This is a genomic window from Nostoc sp. UHCC 0302, assembly GCF_038096175.1.
Classification (GTDB): domain Bacteria; phylum Cyanobacteriota; class Cyanobacteriia; order Cyanobacteriales; family Nostocaceae; genus UHCC-0302.
In genome coordinates, this window is sequence record NZ_CP151099.1 from 1,554,030 (window position 1) to 1,576,589 (window position 22,560).

Below are 22,560 nucleotides of genomic sequence, written 5' to 3' on the forward strand. Positions count from 1 at the left end.
AATTATGACTAACAAAAAGCTATCGCATTATTTCAGCCTCCAGCGCCGCTATTCTCGTTCTATTAACCTAGAAAGAGATTTAGATAGTGTGGAAGCTTTAGAGGGTTATATTCTGACTAAAAGAGCAATTGATTCTCTCTCACGGATCTTAAATAGTTTTAGTTCTGATGAAGGAAATAGAGCTTGGACATTAACCAGTGTTTATGGTACTGGAAAATCTGCTTTTGCTCATTATTTAATTTCGCTATGTGCTAATTCTCAAAACAAAATGCACTCTAAAGCTTTATCAATAGCTGAAGATAAATTAGGTAAAGATAGTGAGATTTATCAATTAATTCAAGACAAAATTAACTCGGTAGGATTAATGAGGGCTGTGGCTACGGGACAAAGAGAACCGATTAGTCATACCATTATCAGAGCTTTATTAACAGGTGTTGATACTTTTTGGACTGCTACCCAAAAAAATAAAATCAATGTTGTTCGTCAGTTGGTAGATTTAGAAGCAGAAATTAATAATGGGGGAAAAATTGATGGTAAAGAGATTCCTAATTTGGTGTTAGAAGTTGCCAATGAATCTAAAACTGGTATTTTACTTGTTATTGATGAACTGGGTAAGAATTTAGAGTATGCTGCTCATGCTCAAGGTGCTGAGGATTTATATCTTTTACAACAATTAGCCGAATTACCAAAAGATAGCAAAGCTCCTATTTACATTTTAGGTATTTTACATCAAGCATTTGCAGAATATACTCAAAGATTAGCAACTTTTCAAAAAAACGAATGGGCAAAGATTCAAGGGCGATTTGAGGATATTGCTTTTACTGAATCGTCTGGACAAATGATGAGTCTAATTGGAGAAGTGATTGATTCGTCGGCAGCAGACAATATAAGCTGTGCTATTCGTAGTGACTCTGAGGAATGGAGTAAATATTTAGAACCAATAATTGTAGATGAAGAAATAACCGATCAAGTTATAAAAAAAGTTTATCCGCTACATCCCTTATCTGCGTTAGCTTTACCAACCCTCTGTCAACGGTATGCTCAAAATGACCGTTCTTTATTCACATTTTTAACAAGTGGTGAGCCTTTATCATTTCGTAATTTTTTAGAAGAAGTAACAGTTAAAAATAATAACTTACCAAGCCTTAAGTTAGATCGAGTTTATGACTATTTTATTGAAGCTGCGGGAATGGGTTTAGCCTCTCGCCCTAATTTGCAAAGATGGGTAGAAATTCAAGATTTAATTAATGATGCTAAACGCTTAGAAGAAGATAGTCTGAGGGTACTAAAAACTATTGGGATGTTGAACCTGATTACAGTGACGGGTTCGATGAGGGCGACAAGAACTTTAGTATCTTTAGCAATGTGCGATCGCCCCTCAGAAACACAAATTAATTATTGGCAACAAATTATTGATAAACTACTAAAACAAAATCTAATTACTCATCGCCGTCAATTGGATGAATTGCGGATTTGGCAAGGTTCTGATTTTAATGTTGATAGTGAGTTAAGTACATATATAGAACAAGAGCGATCGCCTTTAGTTAAACTGCTATCTCTCCAGCGTCCTTTAAGACCAATAGTAGCCCAACGTCATAGTTATCAGACGGGGACTTTACGTTATTTTGAACGGCATTATTTAGATAATTCCCAAGATTTGAATCAATTACGTTGTAGTAGTGTAGATGCAGATGGTTTTGTTGGGTATTGGGTAGATGACGAAATGCCTAGTGGTTCGACTGCGCTCACCACAAGTTCTGTTCCTTCCACAACTAGCGATGGTAAACCATTAGTTATTTTGAGTGCAATTAACTTAGATATTTTGCGAATTCGTACTCTAGAATTTGTAGCTTTAAATAATATCAAAAAAACAGCCAAAGAGTTACAAACTGATGGAGTAGCGAGAAAAGAGGTAAATTATCGTTTACAAGAAGCTGAAGAATTTTTAGATGAAACTCTCAATCAGTCATTTAGTATAGGTGTAAATCAGCAATGTTGGATTCAAGGGCAAGTCGAAATACTCAATAACATTACTGACTTTAATAGTAAGCTTTCTGATATTTGCGATCGCGTTTATCATCGCAGTGCAATTTTGTGGAATGAATTAATTAACCGTCGAGATTTAACCTCTCAAGGGGCAAAGGCTAGACGAGAATTAATTCAGGCAATGTTGGAACATCAAAATGAAGAAAGATTAGCTTTAGAGGGTTATGGCCCTGAAGTTAGTATGTATTATTCTCTGTTAGAAGAAACAGGGATTTATCGCCAAGAAGATAATTATTGGGATTTTTATCCACCATTAGAAAATTCGGGTTTGAATTATCTGTGGGAAGCGGTTGAGAATTTTTGTTTAGCAGCAACAGAAACAAGCCAAACTTTTGATTTACTTTATCAACATTTAGCAGCACCTCCCTACGGTGTAAAACAAGGTGCAGTACCAGTTATTTTAGCGGCGGTACTGTTGTATCATGCTGATGATTTGGGGCTTTATCAAGACGGTACATTTATTCCTGTATTAGGAACAGAACATTTTGAATTATTAGTTAAATATCCTGAACGCTTTGCAGTTAAGTATTTTGCAGTAGTCGGATTAAGAGCAGAAGTTTTCAAAGAATTAGAAGCAATTTTACGCAATCCTCAGTTAAAAAAATTGGGTAAAGTTCGTAATGCCACTCTGTTAACGGTAGTTACTCCTCTTTATCAATTTGTTAATAAACTGCCTAAATATACTCAAAAAACCCGACGGTTAGCAGATGAACCAAGAGCAATTTTAAAGGCATTAAAAACTACTGTTGAACCTGATGAATTGTTGTTTAAAGCTTTACCAGCAGCTTGTAATTTACCCTCTATCGGCACTGAAGCCGAGGATGATGGTATCACTGCGAAAACTTTACGCACTAAGTTAGTTCATGCCCTCAGAGAGATTCATACAGCTTACGATCGCTTATTGAGTGATTGTCAAAAACTGATTTATGAAGGCTTTGGTGTCAGAAGTAAGGAAACAAAACTCAGAGAAGATTTGCGGGTAAGGGCGAATTATTTAGCCGGAAAATGTATTGAATCCTCACTAAAACGCTTTATTCGAGCAGCATCCGATGAAACTGCAAGTGATTCTCAGTGGTTGGAAGCTTTGGTGATGATTGTTGCGGATAAACCTGCTGAATCATGGACGGATGATGATGCCACTACATTTGAGATGAAATTAGCGGATTTGGTGCGACGGTTTAAGAATCTGGAAGCTTTGCAAAAGGAAGTAGCCGCCAAGGGAGAAGGTTTTGAAGCCCGACGAATTACAATGACTCGTCCCGATGGGCAAGAAATCAATCGAATGCTATGGGTGGATCATGGGAGAGAATCGCAGGTTGAACAGATTGTTGACGAATTTTTGGCTAAATTACCTGACGATCAGCAGTTACGACAAGCGGTTTTGGCAAAGTTGAGTGAACGGATTTTAAATGCTGATTTGCCAGAGACGGTTATTCAGATAGATGAAAAGCGAGCTGATGAGAAGAACTTCGGTTAAAAGAAGCATTATGATGGGGAAGGAGAACCTAGTACCAGTATTTATGAATCTTCTAGCCGTCACAAGTTTTAATAGGCTGTCTCTTCATGTTCTGGTTGAACAGGCTCAGTCGGGACTTTTTATCGCATCAGTCCCAGAGTTGCCTAATTGTACAGCTGAAGCCCAAACCCGTTTAGATGCGATCGCAGCTGTACAGGAGCAAATTAAAGCTAGACTGGCAAATATTGAGGTGCTGACCCTAGAAGTGGTGAATAATCCTTGGACAGATTTTATTGGGATGTTTGAGGGAGATAAAGAGTTTGCGGATCTGGCTCAGGAACTGCGTACTGAGCGCGAGTTAGATGTAAATAGCACTGTATGAGCCTTTGGCTGTTAGATACAGATCATGTGTCGCTGTTATTAGAACGACATCCACAAGTGAGCCGTCGAGTTGCAGAGGTGGGAGCAGAGGTAGCGATTTCCATCGTGACGGTTCAGGAATTGTTTAATGGTTGGGTAGTACGAATCAACAATGCGCGGGAAGTTGAAGATGTTGTGCGACTATATGGCAAGTTAAACCGGACAGTTGCTTTATTCGGACGAGTGAGGGTATTAGATTTTGATGAAAAAGCAGGCCAAAGGTTTCAGCGATTGCTAAATGAAAATCCAACTTTATCAAAACAGCGATTGCAGAAGGATATGCGAATTTCAGCAATTGCCTTGAGCAATGATGCAGTTGTAGTGACGCGAAACTATCGGGATTTTTCTCAAGTACCTTCTTTAAAGATTGAGGATTGGTCACAACAAGATAAATGAAGTCTCTGTGCGTGCTATTTAAATAATAAAGAATTGGCGCGATCGCACCAACTCCTTACACTTTTTATCCTTGTTGTTGATTTAACCAAGCATCTAAATCAGCAACATTAGAAAAGTCTAGTAATGCTTCTCCTAGATTTTCTAATTGTTCAATCGATAATCCTTTAATTCGCTCGATTAATGATTCACTAATTTCCCCAACACGGCGATTGAGCAGACGTATAATTAAATGTTGTTCTCCTTGCTGTCTTCCTTCCTGTCTTCCCTCTTGTTTGGCTTGTTCCCTATCTCTTTGATAAAGTGGTTCTAATCGCATAACTAACTCCCTATCATCTGCTTCTAATTCTTGATTTACTCTCAAGTTTTCGCGCAAGTTGTAAACTAATTCCAGGGTTGCTTTTTGGTATGGATGATTTAATGGTAACGCTTGCAATTCGATAATTGCCTGTGACTGTACGCTTCCCCTACCCAAAAGCCTCAACCATAACGTTTCCGGTATCTGTGGTAATTGATGTATCGCTACAATTGCTGTCCGCAAAGCATCTGCGAGAAAATGTACTCCTGATAACCAACCTTCTTTTTGCATAGTTCCAAAGCTAGACAATCTAGTTTCAGATACTGTTGGAGTAAGAACCCACAATTTGGGAATTCCTGAGTCCTGAAGTTTGGTTTTATTAGCTTTAGCTTCTCGTCGTAAAAGAGCCTTGACTTCTAATAATTTGAGAATACAGTCGCATATTTCATCGGTAGAAGCTGGATTGCGGAAGGGTTCTATGAGTGCAGGGTTTTCAGCAAATCTTCCTAATAAACCCAGTATTTGTAAATTAGAGCTTTGCTGTTTGTCAGGAGTGAAGAAAACATCTATTTCTTTAATCTCTCCTGAGACTTTTTCTGATGACTTGACTTCTCCGTAATCTTTTAGCAATTCCTCAAGATAGTCTTTGGCAAATTTATCATGTATGAAACGTGTCATTCAATTAGTTCTCTAGTTATTTAAATTATTAAGAGTCGGTGCAATGCGCGATGCCTTTGGCGGGCGTAGCCATTGCCCCAACTCCCTACACCTTTTATTTCCTAGACTTGCTATCTAATTAATACGCTCACTACATCGCCTGATTTACCTAAGCTACCTGCTTTTACAGGTTTAGACCAAGAGCCTATTTCTGCATAACCTGTAGTATGCAAGCGATAGATAGTATTTTTCACTACATTAGGACTACCAACTAGCAGGTGTTTTATCTTTTCTCTACTTACCTGGACTTGATTGCTGCTGTTATCTTCTAATGTCACAAATTCTTCTGCCATAACGCACCTGTTTAATATTACAAAGTAGGATTCGTCACAAACCAAACAATTAAATTAAGGATTTTTGTATAGTCTTACAAATCCCAGTATTGAGAATTAAAACCAAAAGCAGAGTTAAGATCGTGAACTTCAGAAGCCCAAGCAGTCAATCGAGATGAGATTCTATATCTAACTTCTGTGTCATAGACTTCACCATACTTTTTTGAAAGTTCTTGAATTTTTTGATGAAGTTGCTCACGTACTTTTGGTAAAGGTTGGTTAGAAAGAGCCTGTTTAATGTCTTGCATCATCTGAGAAACGGCTATATTCCCATCCTCATCGAACATTTGCCAATCTTCTACTTGCATAGTCTTAAGTTTTTTCTACAACCTTAGTTATCATATATGATAACAAAATGCAAGAATAAGTTATCATAAATGTTAACAAAGTTCTGCTCCCTGACCTGTGATAATAGAAATTATGGGAAAAGCAGGACAAGCGCTCAGACAGGTTTTAGGGTCGTACAACATCAGCCAAAGCCAACTGGCGACAGGTTTAGGTGTTGATCGTCCGATTGTCTTCCGTTGGTATCACGAAAAAATTGACCCCACGGCTGAAACTGTTGCAGACATTGTTAAAGCATTAAATAAGATTAATAAATCAGCAGCAAATGATTTCATTCAAATATATTTAGGGGATTTAACATTATCTAAAAATAAAATTATGACTCAAAATTTACCACTATCAGATAAAGTTAATGTTACAGGTTTAGCACAAATATTTAACGATACAACTAACTCTTACAAATACCTTTATTTTTTATCATTATTAGATATTGTAAAAAGAAGAAGATTCGACACTCTATCGCCTATTAGCTTCCGAGAGATTATTGTTGAGATGTTAGCTAATGCTTGGTATCCTCATAACTATTTTAAACTGTCTTTTGGAACACAAGACCAAATTGCTAATAAATTAAATGCTCTTGAGCTAGAAATTACAGAACCAATTTTAAAGTTTAGAGATACAGATAAAAAACTTTTACGTAATACTATTAATAATCAAAATATTGATGATACTGTTATTTCTATTAATCGCTATGTTTCTTATCGTTTAATTCGTCCTTTATTTGCTCAAGAAACTAGAGGATTAAAAGATTATGATGTTAATCAAGCTATAATTAATCTAGCTAATAATCAATTTGATAGTAAGAAGCCTTTATACTGTTTTAACGCTGAAGACCAGAAAAATTGTAACGCAATTATTTTACATCCAGATTGGATTCAGTATTTAGAGGAAAATTACACAATAGTTAGAGGCTGGGCATCTTGGGAATGGTTAAATTATATGCAGCAAAGAAACCCCAGCACTCCTAATGTGGTTAACAAATTATTTATGCCGCAAGAAAGAGATTCTTTAGACAATCAAAAAAAATATTGGAAAACTATTTTAGAATATCAAGATATTGAATGTATTTATTCTAAAGTTAAATTGGATAAGGATGAGATTTCATTAGATCATTATCTGCCTTGGTCATTTGTGGCTCACGATCAATTATGGAATTTAATTCCCACTACAAAATCTGTTAATTCTTCCAAGTCTAATAATTTACCAGATGAGGACTATTTTAAAGCTTTTGTAGAATTGCAACATATAGGTTTAAATATTGCCTATGCAAATATTTCTAGAAATCAATGGTTAAAATATACTGAGTCATTTGTATCGGAATTAAAAGTTAGTCAAACTGAGGATTTATTAAATTTAGAAGTTTTGAGCAAGGCTTATAAAATAACAACCCTACCTTTAATTTCCTTAGCAACTATGCAAGGTTTTAGTGCTAATTGGGTTTACGCCTAAGAAACAATAAACCCACTTTAGTAATTTGGTTGGCATATAGTGAAGAACTGTGTGAAGAAGCAGTTACAGAATTTCAAAAAGCCTGGGACTGTTTAGGCGATCGCACCACCACCACTTACCGCTTCTGGGGTAGCCATGAGTTAGACTTAGCACAAGCTCAAGATGGCTTAGTAGTAGCAGGATTAGCGAAAGTCTATCACGCCGCAAAAAAGAGTATTCGCTTTATTAATCAACTGGGTGTGCGTTGTTCATTGGTAATTATCGATGAAGCCCATCAAGCAGTTGCCGAAACCTATAAACTCGTCTTAGATGCTTTAGTCATCCCCTACGAAAAGACCGCCTTATTAGGTTTAACCGCTACACCCGGACGGACTTGGGCTGATATTAACACCGATGCACAACTAGCAAAATTCTTCGCCCAACAGAAAGTTACTTTAGAAATCCCAGGTTATGACAACCCCATTGATTATCTCGTCGATGAACAATACCTCGCTAAAGTTAACTATCGTTCCTTATTTTATGAAACGGGTATTGAACTAACTCCCCAAGACCTGAATCGGATTAATACAGAATTAGACATCCCCCAATATATCCTCAATCGGTTAGCAGCAGACGAACAACGCAACCTCCGCATCATCCTCGAACTAGAAGTACTCGCCCAACATCATCAACGGATTATCGTTTTTAATACCTCCGTTGAACACGCTAGACTCATCGCCGGAATTTTGCGTTTCAGAGGATTTAATGCTGATGCTGTTACAGGTGATACCCCCAAATCAGAGAGGGAAAGGCTGATTCAAAGTTTTAAAGACGAACAGCCCCAAACCAAGATTTTATGTAACTACGGCGTTTTAACCACTGGATTCGATGCACCCAAAACCAGCGCCGCCGTTATCGCCCGTCCTACCAAATCCCTTGTCCTCTACAGCCAAATGGTAGGACGCGCCATTCGCGGACTCAAAGCTGGGGGTAATGCTACCGCCGAAATTGTCACCGTTGTGGATAGCCAACTCCCCGGTTTTGGTTCAGTTGCATCAGCCTTTCACAATTGGGAAGACGTTTGGAGGAAAAACCCATGAATGCTAACGCCCATGATATCGTTCCGACTCACCTGGCTGTTCAAGCAATGCGCGATAACGGTTATAAAAACGCCGCTTATGCGATCGCCGAATTAATGGATAATGCCATTCAAGCCGGTGCATCCCAAGTAGAGTTACTGTGTGGTGAACGAAAACAACAAGTAGAGGGGAGAAAGCGATCGCGTATTGAACAAATCGCCGTGTTAGATAATGGTCGTGGTATGGATGCAAATGTTTTACGTCTAGCCCTGCAATTTGGCAATGGTACATATTTAGACCAAGATAAACATACCGGAATCGGACGTTTTGGTATGGGTTTACCCTCATCCTCCATTTCTCAATGCCAACGGGTTGATGTCTGGTCATGGCAAAATGGCATAGAAAATGCACTCCACAGTTACCTTGACTTAGATGAAATCAAAAATCGGCGACTGACGGAAGTACCCGAACCTACCGCTAGATCAATTCCAATGACTTGGACAAAAATCGGTCAGAAATTTGGTGACAGTGGCACATTAGTAGTGTGGTCAAAAATCGACCGTTGTATGTGGCGGACAGGAAAAGCGATTATTGATAATTCTGAATTTGTGATTGGGAGAATGTATCGCAAATTTATCAATAGGCATGAAGTCAAAATTCGGATGTTAGCATTTGATTTAGATGCTTTATATGACATCATTATAGAAAAATATGCCCTACCTAATGACCCTGGTTATCTAATCGAAAAAACCTCCTGTCCTCAACCATTTGATAATCAGGCAATGTTCCGACCTTGGGAAGGCGATACATCTTATGAAGCCACCTATAAAATTAATTTTAAAGACAAAGAACATGATGTAAAAGTGCGTTTTTCCTACGCCAAAGAAGAAGCACGTCTAGCCGAACCTGGAAAAAATCCTGGCAGTTTACCACACGGACAACACGCAGCTAAAAACGTGGGAGTTTCTGTTGTGCGTGCTGGACGAGAATTAGAATTAGACCAAAACTTAGTTAATAATTATGATCCTACAGAACGCTGGTGGGGTATTGAAGTAGAATTTCCACCATCTCTTGATGACATATTTGGAGTCACAAATAACAAGCAATCAGCCCGTAATTTTGGAGAAATTTTACAACTAGATATTGAATCTTTATTAGAAGAAGGAAAAACCGTTGCTCAACTCAAAGAAGAATTACTTCAAGATGAAGATCCAAAACTTCCTCTTTTAGAACTTGCTCATAAAATTAGTAGTCAATTAAGCCTGATTCGTCGCTTAATCAAAGCCCAAACAAAAGGCACTCGTACCACTGAAAAACGGCACGGACACGACCCCTATAAACCTGAAAAAGTAGCTACTACTGTGACTCAAGAACGTAAATTACAGGGTTACACAGGTAAAAGTGATGCAGATGAAGAATTACCAAAAGAAGAACGCAAACAAGTTATTAAAGAAACTTTAAAAGAAGAGGGAGTTACTGAAGCCCAAGCAGAACTATTAGCAGCAACTACAGTAGATGACGGCTTAAAATATACCTTTGCACAATCTCCTCTTGATACTGCTGCTTTCTTCTCTGTCAAATCCAGAGGTGGAGCAATTATTGTTACATTAAATACCAATCATCCTGCTTATCAAAATTTAGTAGAAATATTAGAGGAAGATGTGGAGAAAGCCGATATAGATACTTTACGTTCTCGGTTGATTAACTCCTTAGATGGATTGAAACTACTATTAATGGCTTGGGCAAGGTATGAAGATGAGCTAGAAGGTAAACGCAAAGAGAATGCTCAAGATAATCGCATTGATTGGGGGAGAGTTGCCAGAAGATTTTTAGAGAATGAGTAAGTAACTGATAAAATAATGGCAAATGAACCACAAAGTGACCCGTTTTTTGCACAACTCTGTCAAGAATACACATCCTCAGAAATTGCTGAAATTGAACAATACTTAACCGAATGGGATCAAGCCAGTTATATCAGCGTTGCCCATAACATTTTAGATCATGCAGCTAGAAAAGAAATTGAACCGTTAAAATTACTCCGTAAAGCGCACAATTTTAACAAAAAAGGAGCATTAAGAGTACCGAAATCAGCCTATCGTCAAGATGGTTCAGCAGTTTATCGTAAAGGAAATGAATATTTAATTGTGCGTCCAGATAAATTTGGCATTGAAAAAATTGTCACCTATGGAGTTAACGATGACTAATACCACCCTAACTAATCAAAATCCTGAATTAACTAAAAATTATATTATTAAACTGTTAGACCAATTAACTATTGATTATCAAAATACTAAATCAGAACGAAAAGTGATCGCTCATCAATCTTCTACATCCGAAGAAGAATTTACAGTGTTAGAAGAAATTGAGCTATTAACTACAGACATTCGGGGTTATGCTAGCCAAATTAAAGCCACAGGTTCTATAGACAACCCACAAGAAGCAATTAAAGAATTACAACATAAGCGAGTGTTTGATATTCCTAATATTACTCAATTTTATTTTAATAATTCTCAACAATATGATAATATTAAATATTATTTACAGATGCTAGATTACCTACGATTAATAATTTTAGAATATTTAACTATTCAGTAAAGCCTTAAAAAAATATGTAAAAAATTTCAAGCGGAAAATTTTGACAGGCAATGACTACACAAGAAAACATAATTTACCTTGATTACCATTCAACTACTCTCGTTGACCCTAGAGTAGCAGAAACAGTTATGTACTATATGACTACTGCTTTTGGTAATGCTAATAGTGTAGATCATGGTTATGGCAATCAAGCCGCACAAGCAGTTAAACAAGCTCGTCAACACATAGCTGAATTAATCAATGCTTCTGTCAAGGAAATTATCTTTACATCTGGTGCAACAGAAAGTATTAATTTAGCAATTCAAGGACATATTTCTCAACAAAATACTCCCGCCACAATAATTGTTTCCCCAGTTGAACACAAAGCAGTTTTAGATGCCTGTAAAGTATTAGCCAAAAAAGGGCTTGCTGAAATTATTTGGTTAAATGTCAATCAACAAGCCCAAATTGATCTAGAACATCTAGAAAAAGTCTGCTCTGGCGGTGCTTCCTTACTCTGTGTGATGGCGGCTAACAATGAAGTAGGGACAATTTACCCAGTAGAAAAAATTGGAGCGATCGCTCAAAAATACCATATCCCTTTTTTATGTGATGCTTCCCAAGCAGTCGGTAAAATTCCCATCAACTTCCAAGACTGGGGGATTACCTATCTAGCTATTTCTGGACATAAACTTTATGCACCCAAAGGCGTTGGTGCATTAGTAGTGAAAAAAGGTTATCCTCTTGAACCACTTATTTATGGTGGTGGACATGAGCAGGGGATAAGACCAGGTACACTCAATGTCCCCGGAATCGCTGGCTTGGGGGAAGCTTGTCAATTAAGACGATTAGAAATGTCAGCAGATGAAAATGCGATTGCACTTTTGCGAGATCAACTGCAAAGCTTACTTCAAGCTGAAATTCCTAATTTACTGGTGAATGGAGACTTAAACAACCGTTTATCAGGTAACTTACATATTTCTATCCCTGACATCCCTAATAGTGCCATTATTGCTAGAGTTCGCCATCAATTAGCTATTTCTACAGGTGCGGCTTGTTCATCAGGCATTGTCGCGCCATCTCACGTTCTGCAAGCTATGAATCTTGCAGAGAATATAATTGAGGGAGCGTTAAGAATTGGTATTGGAAAATTTACAACCAAAGAAGAAATTAAAAAAGCATCTTTTATAATAATCAGCGCAGTAAATGAAATTTATCAACTTCTCTAAAAATATACAAAAAAACTTACCTTAGTAGTAGTGTTTGAGCGCCTGAAAATAGTATGCGTTTTAGCGCAACTAAATCCAATATTTATCTATATTTTCAAAAAAAAATTACGGTGAGAACCGTAAGATTAGAGTATATATTACAGTAACCAGAAGACGCGAAGAATAAACACCGCGTCTTCTTTAACATCTCAATTAACAGTACGGCGTTGATATCTCCTCAACAGTAAAAACCCGATCGCACTTATACCCACAAACCATAAATCAGAAGGTTCAGGTACGCTGACACTTAAAGGATTACTGGGTTTGCTTAACTCCTCTTTGCCGTTTTCGACTTTGCGGTTAAAGCGATCGCTTTCTGCTTCGGCGCGTTTGAGTACTTCTCTTTGTTCATCGTTTACCAGCACAATCATTGAAGAATATGGTGTCACAATCTCCGATTTTTTGGCTATGCTGTGAACAGCATCTAGAGTATCCAACTGACTGAGCTTGATTTGTTTACTCAACCCTAGTATCAATTGCCGCGCCGCCAGTTGCAAGAAACCGTCTGTGGCAACAGAAGCAGGATTAGAAATCATCTCCCAAGCGTAACCATCCACGACATTCACTACAGATTTTCCTAAAGCGGTTTTGGTTGCTATTCGTTGTAAAACCTCTGGCAATTCTTGTGAAACTCCGCCACCGCTATCTTCCATGACTTTGATAGTGGCATCATCATAAGCTGCTGGCAAGTCTCCTAAATGTATCATCCACAGTGGCGCAGAAATGGCGGGATACGTGCCATTTTTCTCAGATAGTTCATAACTACCTTCATCAGTCACCAGCAAAACAGCATCATAAGCTGTATCACCCTGTAAATGATTAAACTGCTGTACCATCTCTTGTGGTTGAATTGTGCCGTAAAAGGTAGTTTTTTCGGGTTGAAACTGCTGGATATCGTCTAATCTTCTGGGTACAGCACCTTTGGCAGTAGTGATATACAAATCAACATCGTTCTTAGCAAAGCTGGGTTTTTGCAACCATGTAAAAGTTTGCGACAACTCCTTGAGGTGGTTACCCATACTGCGAGAACTGTCGAGAACAACAGCAAATCGCTGCCCGTTGGGTAAGGAGTAATTACTGATAGGATTTGCTGTGATGCTGTAGCCTTCGCTGAAGTTGACTTGATGAAATGTTGGCTGTGCTTGTTGGCTGGCTGCGAGGAATGATTCTAACCAAACATCCCCCTCTGGTGCTACCGCCTTGCCATTGCGGAGGCGCTGGCTGTAATTAGTCCAGAAAATATTGCGTTTTTCTCCTAAATTCGGTAATGCCCAACCTTTATCTTGTCGCATAACTTTGTAAGTCAGCCATAGATGCATTTCTGTTGGTCGCTGTTGTGCTACTCTGTCAACGAGTGGCGATGATTTCGGGGGAATGGGAAATGCCCGCAGGCGATAATGTCTTGGCCCGACTTGTTCTAACAATGCTGGATCTATCGGACGTTCACGTCTGACTTGTGAATTATAAACTTTTTGAGCAGCACCGCGAGGCGAGACAACAAAGGGGAAGCGGTGAGTGCGATCGCTTGTATCACCCAGCCACAACCCTGAAATCACAGCACTTTCAGGTAACGAAAAGGAGTAAAATACTTCTTGAACTTCTGGTGTTTCGTTTTTATACACCTCGTAAAGTTCGACATCAGCCCAATCACCATGTTCTGCGACTGTAACTTGTTGCTCACGCAGCCAAACTTTTTTCTCATTAATATTCAGCAGCCCTGCTTTCACTTCTTGCTGATTATATGTAGATTGCACAGCATGACTGACTGCGTTGCGTTCGGCTTTTTGCAGCGGTGTATCAAAAAATTCTGCATAAAGCTTTTCGGCTTTTTCGCTATCTTTACTAGAACCGTTGTACAACCAAGGTGACATCAAGTAATTGTATTGCTTTTGTAGCCACTGACACTGCGATTCTGGTAAGTGAAAAACGCTACGATACATAGCACAGATATGGTTATTATCTTTGATGCTGCTGAGGTAGCGATAGTCTGACAAGTAAGCGTTAACCAAACCTTCTCGAATTACATTCGACTTTGCCAAAAGCGTTTGCCGATTGCTATCAGTAGTTGCAGGATTTTCTAACAAAGAAAATGCTTGGACTTGTGGCTGTTGTTGCAAAGAAATGAAGATGAGTATCCAAGCAAAAGCGATTCCTAAAGCACCTGCAAGCGATCGCTTCCGCCCATACTGAGACGCAAATCTTACTAATATCCGGCGTGTAGAGTTAACATACAACCCCACAAACGCTAAAGGCATAGCAACGAATAAGGTAGTGCTGAAGCCCCAGAGAAGCAACGTTAATAGTGTCAAGAAAAAATTATCTGGGGTAAGCACCTGCCAAAGGTTTCTAGCCCACTCGAATTTCAAAAATTCCTGTACAATCACCACTGCTAGAGGAACTGCGTAAAATAGCAGCACAGCACTGACATACAACCCAATCAGTAGCATTAAGCTATGAATAAGCATCTGTAGCCATGCTGCACTTTTTTGCCTGCTAGCGTAGCCGTGAAATAGTTCTAGGAAAAACGCCGCTATGCACACGCTCAGTGTAGCGATAATTTGAGTGCTAGCAGGGGTCAGTTCCCGGATCACAAATAACCGCAACAGACACAGTAAAATCAGTGGTGCTTCCACACCATAGAATAACCGAATCAGTTGCCGTGGCTGTCCTGCAAACTTTAAGCATCCAACTAAAGTACAAATGCTTGGTACTGCTATCAAAGCTGCCAGAGTTAAAGAAAACTCGGTGGGTATGTCACCTGCTAATGTAGCTAGAACTAATGGCACACCAACTACAGGTAATATTCCGACATAGACAAGTAGCAGAAAAATTATATTCCAAATCCCAAATATCGCATAAAAAATAGCGTTCCAAAAAGGCTTCAAAGCAAACCTCCGCCCAGTCTTTAGTCTATGGTTATTAATTTATACACACCTTTTACAGCGAATTCCTGTATCCAAGCATTAAACCATGACTACTGAAGCGGGTTTACCAGCATTGCTGATTGAATCGGCAAATTGAAAAATGTAGTTATAGCAGTCGCCAATAACATTAGGACAAGTCTATTGAAACGCACCATCTTGAAATTATCCGTCTATCGAGGTGCGGCACAACCGGATTAAAATAGTGGATTAATAAACCGCAGAGGCGCAGAGAAGCCAGTGCGTTGCGGGGGTTCCCCCCGTTGTAGCAACTGGCGCGACGCAGAGAGAGAAAAAAAAATTGTCTTGATGGTTTATGCACTAAATTAGCCCGGTTACGCTACTACATCTAATTTTAAGTTTGTGCAATACCTAAAACTATAAAAAACAATATGAATATTCCAACTTCTATTAGTACAATTACCAATCAACAGCCTTACCCACTTTTATTTGCTACTATCAGCGGTTCCCATTTATATGGCTTTCCATCACCTGATTCTGACTATGACTTGCGGGGTGTCCACATTTTACCAGTACGGGAAGTTGTGGGATTAAACAATGGGACTGAAACTATTGAAATTTCAGAAGTCCGTGAATCTTTAGAAATTGATTTAGTAACTCATGACATCAAAAAATTCTTTTTGATGCTACTAAAAAAGAATGGGTATGTCTTAGAGCAATTATATTCACCTTTAATATTAAAAACTACACCAGAACATGAAGAATTAAAGTTAATTGCTAAAAACTGTATTACTCGTCATCACAGTCACCATTACTTTGGTTTTGCCCAAACCCAATGGAAACTATTTGTCAAAGAAGAGCCGCAAAGAGTTAAGCCCTTGCTTTATGTTTATCGTGTATTATTAACAGGCATTTACTTGATGCAAACAGGCGAGATTGAAGCTAATTTAATTAATCTTAATCAGGTTTTTAATTTACCGTACATTGATGATTTAATTTCCCAAAAGCTGACAGGTTTAGAGAAGTCGGTTTTGTCAAATGATGATGTAGCTTTTCATCAAAGAGAGTATGAGCGATCGCGTGATCAATTGCAACAAGCATACGAAGCAAGTTCACTACCTGAAACACCTTCAGCTAAAGCAGATTTGCATGATTTGTTGGTACGATTGAGACTGGCTTAAATAAATTGCCCAGTTCTTCCTGTGAGACTTGCTACGACTGTCGCTAATTCAGCTGGCTCCACAGGCTTAGGAACGTGCATCTGAAAGCCAGCCGCGATCGCTCGCATCCGGTCTTCAGGTCTTGCATAAGCTGTCAGGGCGATCGCCGGAATCTGTCCGCCTTGCTCTTTTGTCAATCGCCGCACCTTACGAATCAAGCTGTAGCCGTCTTCAAATGGCATCCCGATATCACTGATTAAAACATCTAGCTTCATTTTGATCATGCCTGCCAGTGCTTCGCTGGCTGAAGCTACGGCGGTGACATCTGCCCCATACTGTTCTAAAGTTGCAAAGAGAAAGTCGCGAGAATCTGTCTCGTCATCGACAATTAAAACTCGTACGCCATTGAGCGATGGCAGGTTGTCCAGAAGCACTTCTGATTTAACGGTTGGGTGGACTCGCAAGATGGAATTGGCTCGAACCTGAGCAGGGATCAGGGGTAACTTCACTTTAAAAGTGGCTCCGTGTCCCACACCTTGACTGTCAGCCATGACTGTACCACCGTGTAGTTCTACCAAATGGCGCACAATTGCTAAGCCAAGCCCTAGCCCACTGTAAACTCTGGTGATTGAACTATCAGCTTGGCGAAACCGATCAAAAACATAGGGAACAAACTCAGAATTAATGCCTTGACCAGTATCTTTAACTGTAATTTCCACATGGGAATTTACTGGTTCTAAGCGCACAATCACATCTCCACCCTTGGGTGTGAACTTAATGGCATTTGATAACAAATTCCACACAACTTGTTGCAAACGGTCAGAATCACCTGCAACTGGGCCAGCTTTTGGATCAAGTACAACTTGGAATTGAATTTCCTTGGCTTGAATAGCGGGACGCACCGTCTCAATTGCTGCCTCAATCACTGAACTTAGTTCAATTGGGCGGACATTCAAGCGCAGCTTACCTTGAATAATTCGAGAGACATCGAGTAAATCTTCAACTAACTGCGCTTGTGATTTGGCACTGCGCTCAATTGTCTCCATCGCCCGCGTTTTTGTCACTTCATCAAAGTTGCGGGTATTGAGTAACCGAATCCAACCAAGCATTGCATTTAAAGGCGATCGCAACTCGTGCGAAAGTGTTGCCAAAAACTCATCCTTCATGCGATTAGTATTTTGAGCTTCGCGGTAAAGCCTGGCATTATCTACAGCTAAAGCCACACGCCGCGCTAAGTCTTGGGCAAAAGTTAAATCGGCTGTTGAGTAAGAACAATCTGCTTGATCACTTATCAAAGCCATTGCCCCAATAACTTGCCCGTTAACAATCAGCGGCAGCATGATCAAAGAGTGGATTCCTAAACTCTGGAGAAGTTGTAAATGCTCTTCATCCCTAGCATATTCCAGCAGTAAATTCTCAGAAATTTCATTTGCTACCTCTGGGATTCCAGTTCGGATTACCTTTGGCATTCCAGCGATCGCCTTTGAGTTTAGCGGGTAGCTACGTGCTAACTCCCTCGCCAGTTCTGCCTTTGCTGCATCTCGATGGCTAACAGCTAAGCGATGAACCAACCCGTCATCTTCAACCATATCGATGATGCACCAATCAGCAATCTGCGATACTGCCAAGTTAGCGATATTAGTTAGTGTAGTTTCATAATCAAGTGAGCTAGCCATTACAGTACTAGCTTCCGCCAGAAAACGCAGGGCTTCTTCTGCACGTCTGCGGTCTGTGATGTCAGCGAGGATGTAAACAGCACCTGTAAATCCAGCTTGATCAAATATCGGGTCTATAGTTACCGAAAACCAAGAGCTACCAGACTGTACCTCTAGGCTCTCGCGATGACGAGTTTCCTGAGTTTTTGTAAAGGGTGTAGCATCAATGGAACCAACTAGCGTTTGCGTCACCTCTTGGTGTAAACCACCGATAATCTCACTCAACGGTTTTTGCAAAAGCGACATCATTGTTGTGTTACATCGAACAAATCTACCTTCTTTATCCAGTAAACCAACGCCATCACTGATAGAATCGAATGTAATTTGCCACTGCCGCGCTAAAGCCAAAGCTGACTCTTCAGCCTGCCGGATACGAAGTAGAGATTTCACTGTTGCAATCAACTCTATCGATTCGACAGGATGCACAAGATAGCCATCTGCACCACTATTTAGCCCCTGTGCCTTGTCCTTGCTTTCGATATAACTGGCGGAGAGATGAAGTACAGGAATAAAGGCAGTAGCTGGATTAGATTTAATTCTTTGGCAAACCTCAAATCCACTGATATCAGGAAGTTTCACGTCCAAGACAATTAAGTCTGGGGGGTGAGAAGCAACTAATTGCAATCCGGCTTCACCTGTAGCTGCTTCCATCACAATAAACCCTTCATTTCGCAGCATCCGCGTCACAATGTAACGGGTAGTTTCGTTATCGTCTACGTGCAAAATAGTGGCTGGTGGATGGTTAGACATGGCCTACACCTAAGCTTGAAAAAGCCAGTCCAGCTTTGATCAGTGCTTCTTTTAATTGAGCGATCGCTACTTCAGAGGATACCATTTCTTTCGAGACAATAGCGACTGTACTTTGTGCTAGTTCTGTGATTTCTTCGGCTTCCTGCGGTTGTGAAGTATAAATAATTATTGGTATATTTCTAGTGGCTGAGTCACTTTTCAGTAGCGAGACAACTTCAGCACCACTAAGTTCTGGCATAGAAAGATCCAGAATGATGCAATCAGGATTTTCTAACCGAGCTACATTAAGTCCTTCGCGTCCATCATTTGCCTCAATTACGCGTAGACACGTACTTGATCCGCCCGTAGAATCATTCAAAAATTGTTTTAACACATATCGTGATGTCGAGTCGTCATCGATGAGCAAGAGCTTTTGGGTCTTACCTTGCTTGACCAGCATATTAATTTGATTTAACAGTAACAATCTATCTACAGGCTTAATTAAAAACGCATCAGCGCCTAAAGCCTTAGCTTTGGCTTCATTATCAATGACGGTAATCACAATAATGGGAATATTTTTAGTAGCTTGATTCTCCTTGAGTTCAGAGAGTAAAGCCCAGGTGTTTTGTTTTTTTAGTAAAATGTCTAACATAATAGCAACTGGGCTAAATGCTTGCAGTGCTTGCTTGGCTTGTTCGAGTGTCTGTACTGGGATAGGTTGATAAATCGCACCTTGAAAATACTTTTCGTAAGTAAAAAGTGTTTCGGCGTTATCTTCTATGACAAGTACAGGAATACGAATCGGATCTAATTGCCAAGTACCTGGTAGTGAGGGTGACTCAAGAGTTGCACCAGGATAATTTATCGGGATGGACGCATAGAAAATCGAACCACCTCCCAAAGTACTGGTTACCCAGACTCTTCCCCCCAAGAGTTCAGCTAATTTGCGTGAAAGTGGTAGTCCCAAACCTGTACCTTTGATACGTTTTTGCAGTGGTGACTCTATCTGGATAAACTCTTCAAAAATCCGTTCAATATTTTCTGGTGCAATGCCAATACCTGTGTCAGCGACAGAAAAAGTAATGGCGTTGTTAGCCATTTCTACTTTCACCCTTACTTCACCTTGCTCGGTATATTTCAGTGCATTGGAGACAAAGTTTCTGAGAATTTGGGCAACTTTACCTTCATCTGTGTAAAGCGTGGGGATATTATCTGGTTCTTGAAACAACAGGGAAATTGAGGAATTATGAGCAAGTAGAGGACGCAGCATTCCTCTTAAGGTTGCAAATAACTCGCGTACTTCAAATTGAGCCGGATGTACAACAATTTTTCCGGCTTCAACCTTGGCTATATCTAACAAGTCATTCACTAACTCAGAAAGATTTTCAGCAGCTTTTTGCATGAACGTGACTTGCTTTTCCTGTTCTGGCGTTAAGTCCCCATCTATTCGGTCTAACAGCAATCGAGACAGAGAAATAATCGAATTCAGCGGTGTGCGAAACTCATGACTCATGTTTGAAAGAAAGCGGGTTTTGAGTTCATTAGCTCGTTTTAAAGAATCTGCTTTTTCGTCTAACTCTGCATATAAAGCGACAACACCGCGATTAGTTGCTTCAAGTTCCCGATTTAGCTGAATTAATTCTTCTTCACGCTTACGTAATGATTCTAAAGCCCGAAGCAGTTCTTGGTTTTGTTGCTGAATTTCCTCATAAGGACTTTGCGATGAGCGCATGATTAACTCATCAGCAATTTGTACTAATCGCTCAGATGTCAGTTCTAAAGCCTGCTTCGACAAGGGTTTCCCCATCAGCACAGTTGTGCCACTTCCTGGCGTAGACTCAATTTCAAACAGTTCCATCAGTCGCCGTGTGCCAAGGATGCCTAATCCTAATCCAGTAACTGACTTGTATTGTCCTTCTAATACGATTTTTAAATCTGGGATACCTGGGCCAGTATCACGAATGCAAATGAGAAAGTGCTGAGGAGACGTACCTTCTACACGAAATTCTACTTTCCCGCCTTTGGCATATTGAAAGGCATTCCGAGCAATTTCTGAGACAGCCGTAGCCAAGCGAGTCTGGTCTTGGGAATCAAATCCTAACAACTCTGCTATGTGCCGTGTTCGCTGACGAGTCATCACAACATCTTGCTCAAAGCGAATTTCTAAGGTCAGGATGGTTGTACTCATAGTTTAGAGGCAAAAGGGCAAGGGGCAGCACTTCTCTACGAGACGCTGCGCGAACGGCTACGCTCAGTGACCGAGGGGCCAGGGAAGTAAAAATGACTATTGCACAGCTTGCGATTTTAACGCAACCTCTTGCAATGTTAATGTATCAACTCACATTGCCAATGCATCGACTTACATTGTTAATGTATCAACTCACATTACCAATGCGTCGACTTACATTGTTAATGTATCAACTCACATTACCAATGCGTCGACTTACATTGTTAATGTATCAACTCACATTGCTAATGCATCGACTTACATTGTTAATGTATCAACTCACATCGCTAATGCATCAGTTTACATTGTTAATGTATTGACTCACATTGTTAATGCATCAGCTTACAAAAATTAAAGTACTCTTTCTGTGAACTATCCCTCCCTGCTCCCTGCCCTCTGCCCTCGGTCACTGAGCGTAGCCGTAAAGCCTGCGGCATAGCTACGCTTCTTAGGGCGCAGCCTCTCGTAGAGAAGCGCTACTCCCCTTCACGGGCAACCAGTACAGTTACATCATCGCGCCCTCGATTAAAATCCCGGTAGAGAATGGCGGCGATGAGGCTGGGATGTTTATATAGCAGTCCGGGGTAACGTTCTAAGTGCCACTGGGTTTTTAAGCCATCGGAGTGCATGATTAACACCGCTTCGCTAGACCAGGGATAGCTGAACTCGTGAATCTTACGCACATCATGCCCAACTGTGCCGTTGTGGGAAACCATACTATGGCTACTTTGAGCAGTAAGAATTCTGCTAGCAATGTTGCCAACTCCAGTATAATGAACGACTTGGTGTTCAAAGTCTACTTCAGCGATCGCCATAGCTGCTCCCCGTGTACTCCGCAATGCCCCATGAGTTGCTTCTACAATCGCTGCTGAATTCATCGAGGCGTTTTCTTGAAAAAATCTCACGGCTGCTGACGATGCTTGAGCGGCTTGTGGGCCATGACCTAAGCCATCTGCAACTAGCAATAAACTCCGGGTAGTCTGTTGATAAGTTGCCCAAGCATCGCCGGAAATCTCTTCACCCGTTTTAGGCAGACCCACCACACCAACTTCAAGCTTGTCAGTTAGCAAGCTGTTTGATGAAGGCTTAGCCCAAAGTTGGGCAACTATTGCTGTTCCCAAATTTGGCATCGAATAAATATCGACAAAAGCTGAAAGGCGTGTGATTGCACCCAAGCCATTGCCTGGTGTCTCGCCTGTGGAAAAACCATCGCGCCAGCACTCATCGATATTCGCCATCCCTGGCCCGGAGTCTAAAGCGATGATTTCTATGCCTGCAATGTCGTTTTTGAACTTTGATTGTAGAAGTACTAGACCGTCTCTAGCGTGCTGCACCAAGTTATTAGCGATTTCGGTAACTACAATACCGACTTTCCCCTGTTGTGTCTCGTTGAAACCCAAACGACCAACAAGAGCGATCGCTTTCCGTCGCGCTTCTCCAACCTGACTAGGCTCTAAAATAGATAAGGCAACGGGGCCGATCATTATGTTG

The 22,560-nt window shown here is 40.2% G+C and carries 17 protein-coding genes; 10 read left to right on the forward strand and 7 right to left on the reverse strand.

The features are described 5' to 3' along the window. The first annotated feature begins 4 nt into the window (after positions 1 to 4). From WKK05_RS06390 to WKK05_RS06400, 3 genes are read left to right on the forward strand one after another with little or no spacing between them, the layout of a single operon-like run. The gene (locus WKK05_RS06390; RefSeq protein WP_341528931.1) at positions 5 to 3,523 is read left to right on the forward strand and encodes a hypothetical protein; all 3,519 of its coding nucleotides are present in this window, start codon (positions 5 to 7) and stop codon (positions 3,521 to 3,523) included. A gap of 10 nt (positions 3,524 to 3,533) precedes the next feature. Next, positions 3,534 to 3,884 carry a hypothetical protein gene (locus WKK05_RS06395; protein WP_341528932.1) on the forward strand — a complete coding sequence of 117 codons (351 nt, stop codon included), beginning with the start codon at positions 3,534 to 3,536 and terminating at the stop codon, positions 3,882 to 3,884. Beyond that, complete coding sequence (locus WKK05_RS06400; RefSeq protein ID WP_341528933.1) at positions 3,881 to 4,318, forward strand: type II toxin-antitoxin system VapC family toxin; 438 nt, start codon at positions 3,881 to 3,883, stop codon at positions 4,316 to 4,318. Before WKK05_RS06395 ends, WKK05_RS06400 begins: the two co-directional genes overlap by 4 nt. A gap of 64 nt (positions 4,319 to 4,382) precedes the next feature. On the opposite strand, the gene WKK05_RS06405 is transcribed toward WKK05_RS06400, so the two are convergent. The 3 genes from WKK05_RS06405 to WKK05_RS06415 all read right to left on the reverse strand — a co-directional run bounded on the left by WKK05_RS06405 (position 4,383) and on the right by WKK05_RS06415 (position 5,970). Beyond that, on the reverse strand, positions 4,383 to 5,291 hold the full coding sequence (locus WKK05_RS06405) for a DUF4351 domain-containing protein (RefSeq protein ID WP_341528934.1): 909 nt from the start codon (positions 5,289 to 5,291) through the stop codon (positions 4,383 to 4,385). Between the two features lie 110 nt (positions 5,292 to 5,401). Further along, positions 5,402 to 5,623, reverse strand: a complete 222-nt coding sequence (locus WKK05_RS06410; RefSeq protein ID WP_341528935.1) for a hypothetical protein — start codon at positions 5,621 to 5,623, stop codon at positions 5,402 to 5,404. Positions 5,624 to 5,697: 74 nt separating this feature from the next. Then, a complete protein-coding gene (locus WKK05_RS06415) occupies positions 5,698 to 5,970 on the reverse strand; it encodes a hypothetical protein (RefSeq protein ID WP_341528936.1) in 273 nt (90 codons plus the stop codon). Positions 5,971 to 6,067: 97 nt separating this feature from the next. Between WKK05_RS06415 and WKK05_RS06420 the strand changes: the two genes are divergently transcribed. From WKK05_RS06420 to WKK05_RS06445, 6 genes are read left to right on the forward strand one after another with little or no spacing between them, the layout of a single operon-like run. After that, a complete protein-coding gene (locus WKK05_RS06420) occupies positions 6,068 to 7,456 on the forward strand; it encodes an HNH endonuclease domain-containing protein (RefSeq protein WP_341528937.1) in 1,389 nt (462 codons plus the stop codon). After that, positions 7,441 to 8,535 (forward strand): helicase-related protein, encoded by a 1,095-nt coding sequence (locus WKK05_RS06425; RefSeq protein WP_341528938.1) that lies wholly within the window; start codon positions 7,441 to 7,443, stop codon positions 8,533 to 8,535. The genes WKK05_RS06420 and WKK05_RS06425 overlap by 16 nt, the downstream gene beginning before the upstream one ends. Further along, positions 8,532 to 10,358, forward strand: a complete 1,827-nt coding sequence (locus WKK05_RS06430; protein WP_341528939.1) for an ATP-binding protein — start codon at positions 8,532 to 8,534, stop codon at positions 10,356 to 10,358. The genes WKK05_RS06425 and WKK05_RS06430 overlap by 4 nt, the downstream gene beginning before the upstream one ends. A gap of 15 nt (positions 10,359 to 10,373) precedes the next feature. Beyond that, positions 10,374 to 10,718, forward strand: a complete 345-nt coding sequence (locus tag WKK05_RS06435; protein ID WP_341528940.1) for a hypothetical protein — start codon at positions 10,374 to 10,376, stop codon at positions 10,716 to 10,718. Continuing rightward, positions 10,699 to 11,109: a hypothetical protein gene (locus tag WKK05_RS06440; protein ID WP_341528941.1), complete on the forward strand. Its 411-nt coding sequence runs from the start codon at positions 10,699 to 10,701 to the stop codon at positions 11,107 to 11,109. The genes WKK05_RS06435 and WKK05_RS06440 overlap by 20 nt, the downstream gene beginning before the upstream one ends. A 50-nt stretch (positions 11,110 to 11,159) precedes the next feature. Further along, positions 11,160 to 12,317: a cysteine desulfurase family protein gene (locus WKK05_RS06445; protein WP_341528942.1), complete on the forward strand. Its 1,158-nt coding sequence runs from the start codon at positions 11,160 to 11,162 to the stop codon at positions 12,315 to 12,317. 188 nt (positions 12,318 to 12,505) lie between these two features. Here WKK05_RS06445 and WKK05_RS06450 read toward each other — a convergent pair whose 3' ends face one another. Next, on the reverse strand, positions 12,506 to 15,241 hold the full coding sequence (locus WKK05_RS06450) for a TIGR02921 family PEP-CTERM protein (protein WP_341528943.1): 2,736 nt from the start codon (positions 15,239 to 15,241) through the stop codon (positions 12,506 to 12,508). A gap of 428 nt (positions 15,242 to 15,669) precedes the next feature. Between WKK05_RS06450 and WKK05_RS06455 the strand changes: the two genes are divergently transcribed. Continuing rightward, positions 15,670 to 16,419 (forward strand): nucleotidyltransferase domain-containing protein, encoded by a 750-nt coding sequence (locus tag WKK05_RS06455; protein ID WP_341528944.1) that lies wholly within the window; start codon positions 15,670 to 15,672, stop codon positions 16,417 to 16,419. On the opposite strand, the gene WKK05_RS06460 is transcribed toward WKK05_RS06455, so the two are convergent. The 3 genes from WKK05_RS06460 to WKK05_RS06470 all read right to left on the reverse strand — a co-directional run bounded on the left by WKK05_RS06460 (position 16,416) and on the right by WKK05_RS06470 (position 22,553). Then, entirely contained in the window at positions 16,416 to 18,863 is a 2,448-nt protein-coding gene (locus WKK05_RS06460) for a response regulator (RefSeq protein ID WP_341528945.1), read from the reverse strand. The two genes, WKK05_RS06455 and WKK05_RS06460, sit on opposite strands and share 4 nt — an antisense overlap. Further along, positions 18,856 to 21,030, reverse strand: a complete 2,175-nt coding sequence (locus tag WKK05_RS06465) for an ATP-binding protein (RefSeq protein ID WP_341528946.1) — start codon at positions 21,028 to 21,030, stop codon at positions 18,856 to 18,858. The genes WKK05_RS06460 and WKK05_RS06465 overlap by 8 nt, the downstream gene beginning before the upstream one ends. A 515-nt stretch (positions 21,031 to 21,545) precedes the next feature. After that, complete coding sequence (locus WKK05_RS06470; RefSeq protein WP_341528947.1) at positions 21,546 to 22,553, reverse strand: ATP-binding SpoIIE family protein phosphatase; 1,008 nt, start codon at positions 22,551 to 22,553, stop codon at positions 21,546 to 21,548. Positions 22,554 to 22,560 lie beyond the last annotated feature (7 nt).

Excerpts from the sequence above, each read along its gene's own strand:
- WKK05_RS06410 (WP_341528935.1), bottom strand. The coding sequence starts at position 5,623 with ATGGCAGAAGAATTTGTGACATTAGAAGATAACAGCAGCAATCAAGTC.
- WKK05_RS06415 (WP_341528936.1), bottom strand. The coding sequence starts at position 5,970 with ATGCAAGTAGAAGATTGGCAAATGTTCGATGAGGATGGGAATATAGCC.
- WKK05_RS06400 (WP_341528933.1), top strand. The coding sequence starts at position 3,881 with ATGAGCCTTTGGCTGTTAGATACAGATCATGTGTCGCTGTTATTAGAA.
- WKK05_RS06430 (WP_341528939.1), top strand. The coding sequence starts at position 8,532 with ATGAATGCTAACGCCCATGATATCGTTCCGACTCACCTGGCTGTTCAA.
- WKK05_RS06390 (WP_341528931.1), top strand. The coding sequence starts at position 5 with ATGACTAACAAAAAGCTATCGCATTATTTCAGCCTCCAGCGCCGCTAT.
- WKK05_RS06455 (WP_341528944.1), top strand. The coding sequence starts at position 15,670 with ATGAATATTCCAACTTCTATTAGTACAATTACCAATCAACAGCCTTAC.
- WKK05_RS06460 (WP_341528945.1), bottom strand. The coding sequence starts at position 18,863 with ATGTCTAACCATCCACCAGCCACTATTTTGCACGTAGACGATAACGAA.
- WKK05_RS06405 (WP_341528934.1), bottom strand. The coding sequence starts at position 5,291 with ATGACACGTTTCATACATGATAAATTTGCCAAAGACTATCTTGAGGAA.
- WKK05_RS06445 (WP_341528942.1), top strand. The coding sequence starts at position 11,160 with ATGACTACACAAGAAAACATAATTTACCTTGATTACCATTCAACTACT.
- WKK05_RS06440 (WP_341528941.1), top strand. The coding sequence starts at position 10,699 with ATGGAGTTAACGATGACTAATACCACCCTAACTAATCAAAATCCTGAA.
- WKK05_RS06470 (WP_341528947.1), bottom strand. The coding sequence starts at position 22,553 with ATGATCGGCCCCGTTGCCTTATCTATTTTAGAGCCTAGTCAGGTTGGA.
- WKK05_RS06395 (WP_341528932.1), top strand. The coding sequence starts at position 3,534 with ATGATGGGGAAGGAGAACCTAGTACCAGTATTTATGAATCTTCTAGCC.
- WKK05_RS06435 (WP_341528940.1), top strand. The coding sequence starts at position 10,374 with ATGGCAAATGAACCACAAAGTGACCCGTTTTTTGCACAACTCTGTCAA.
- WKK05_RS06465 (WP_341528946.1), bottom strand. The coding sequence starts at position 21,030 with ATGAGTACAACCATCCTGACCTTAGAAATTCGCTTTGAGCAAGATGTT.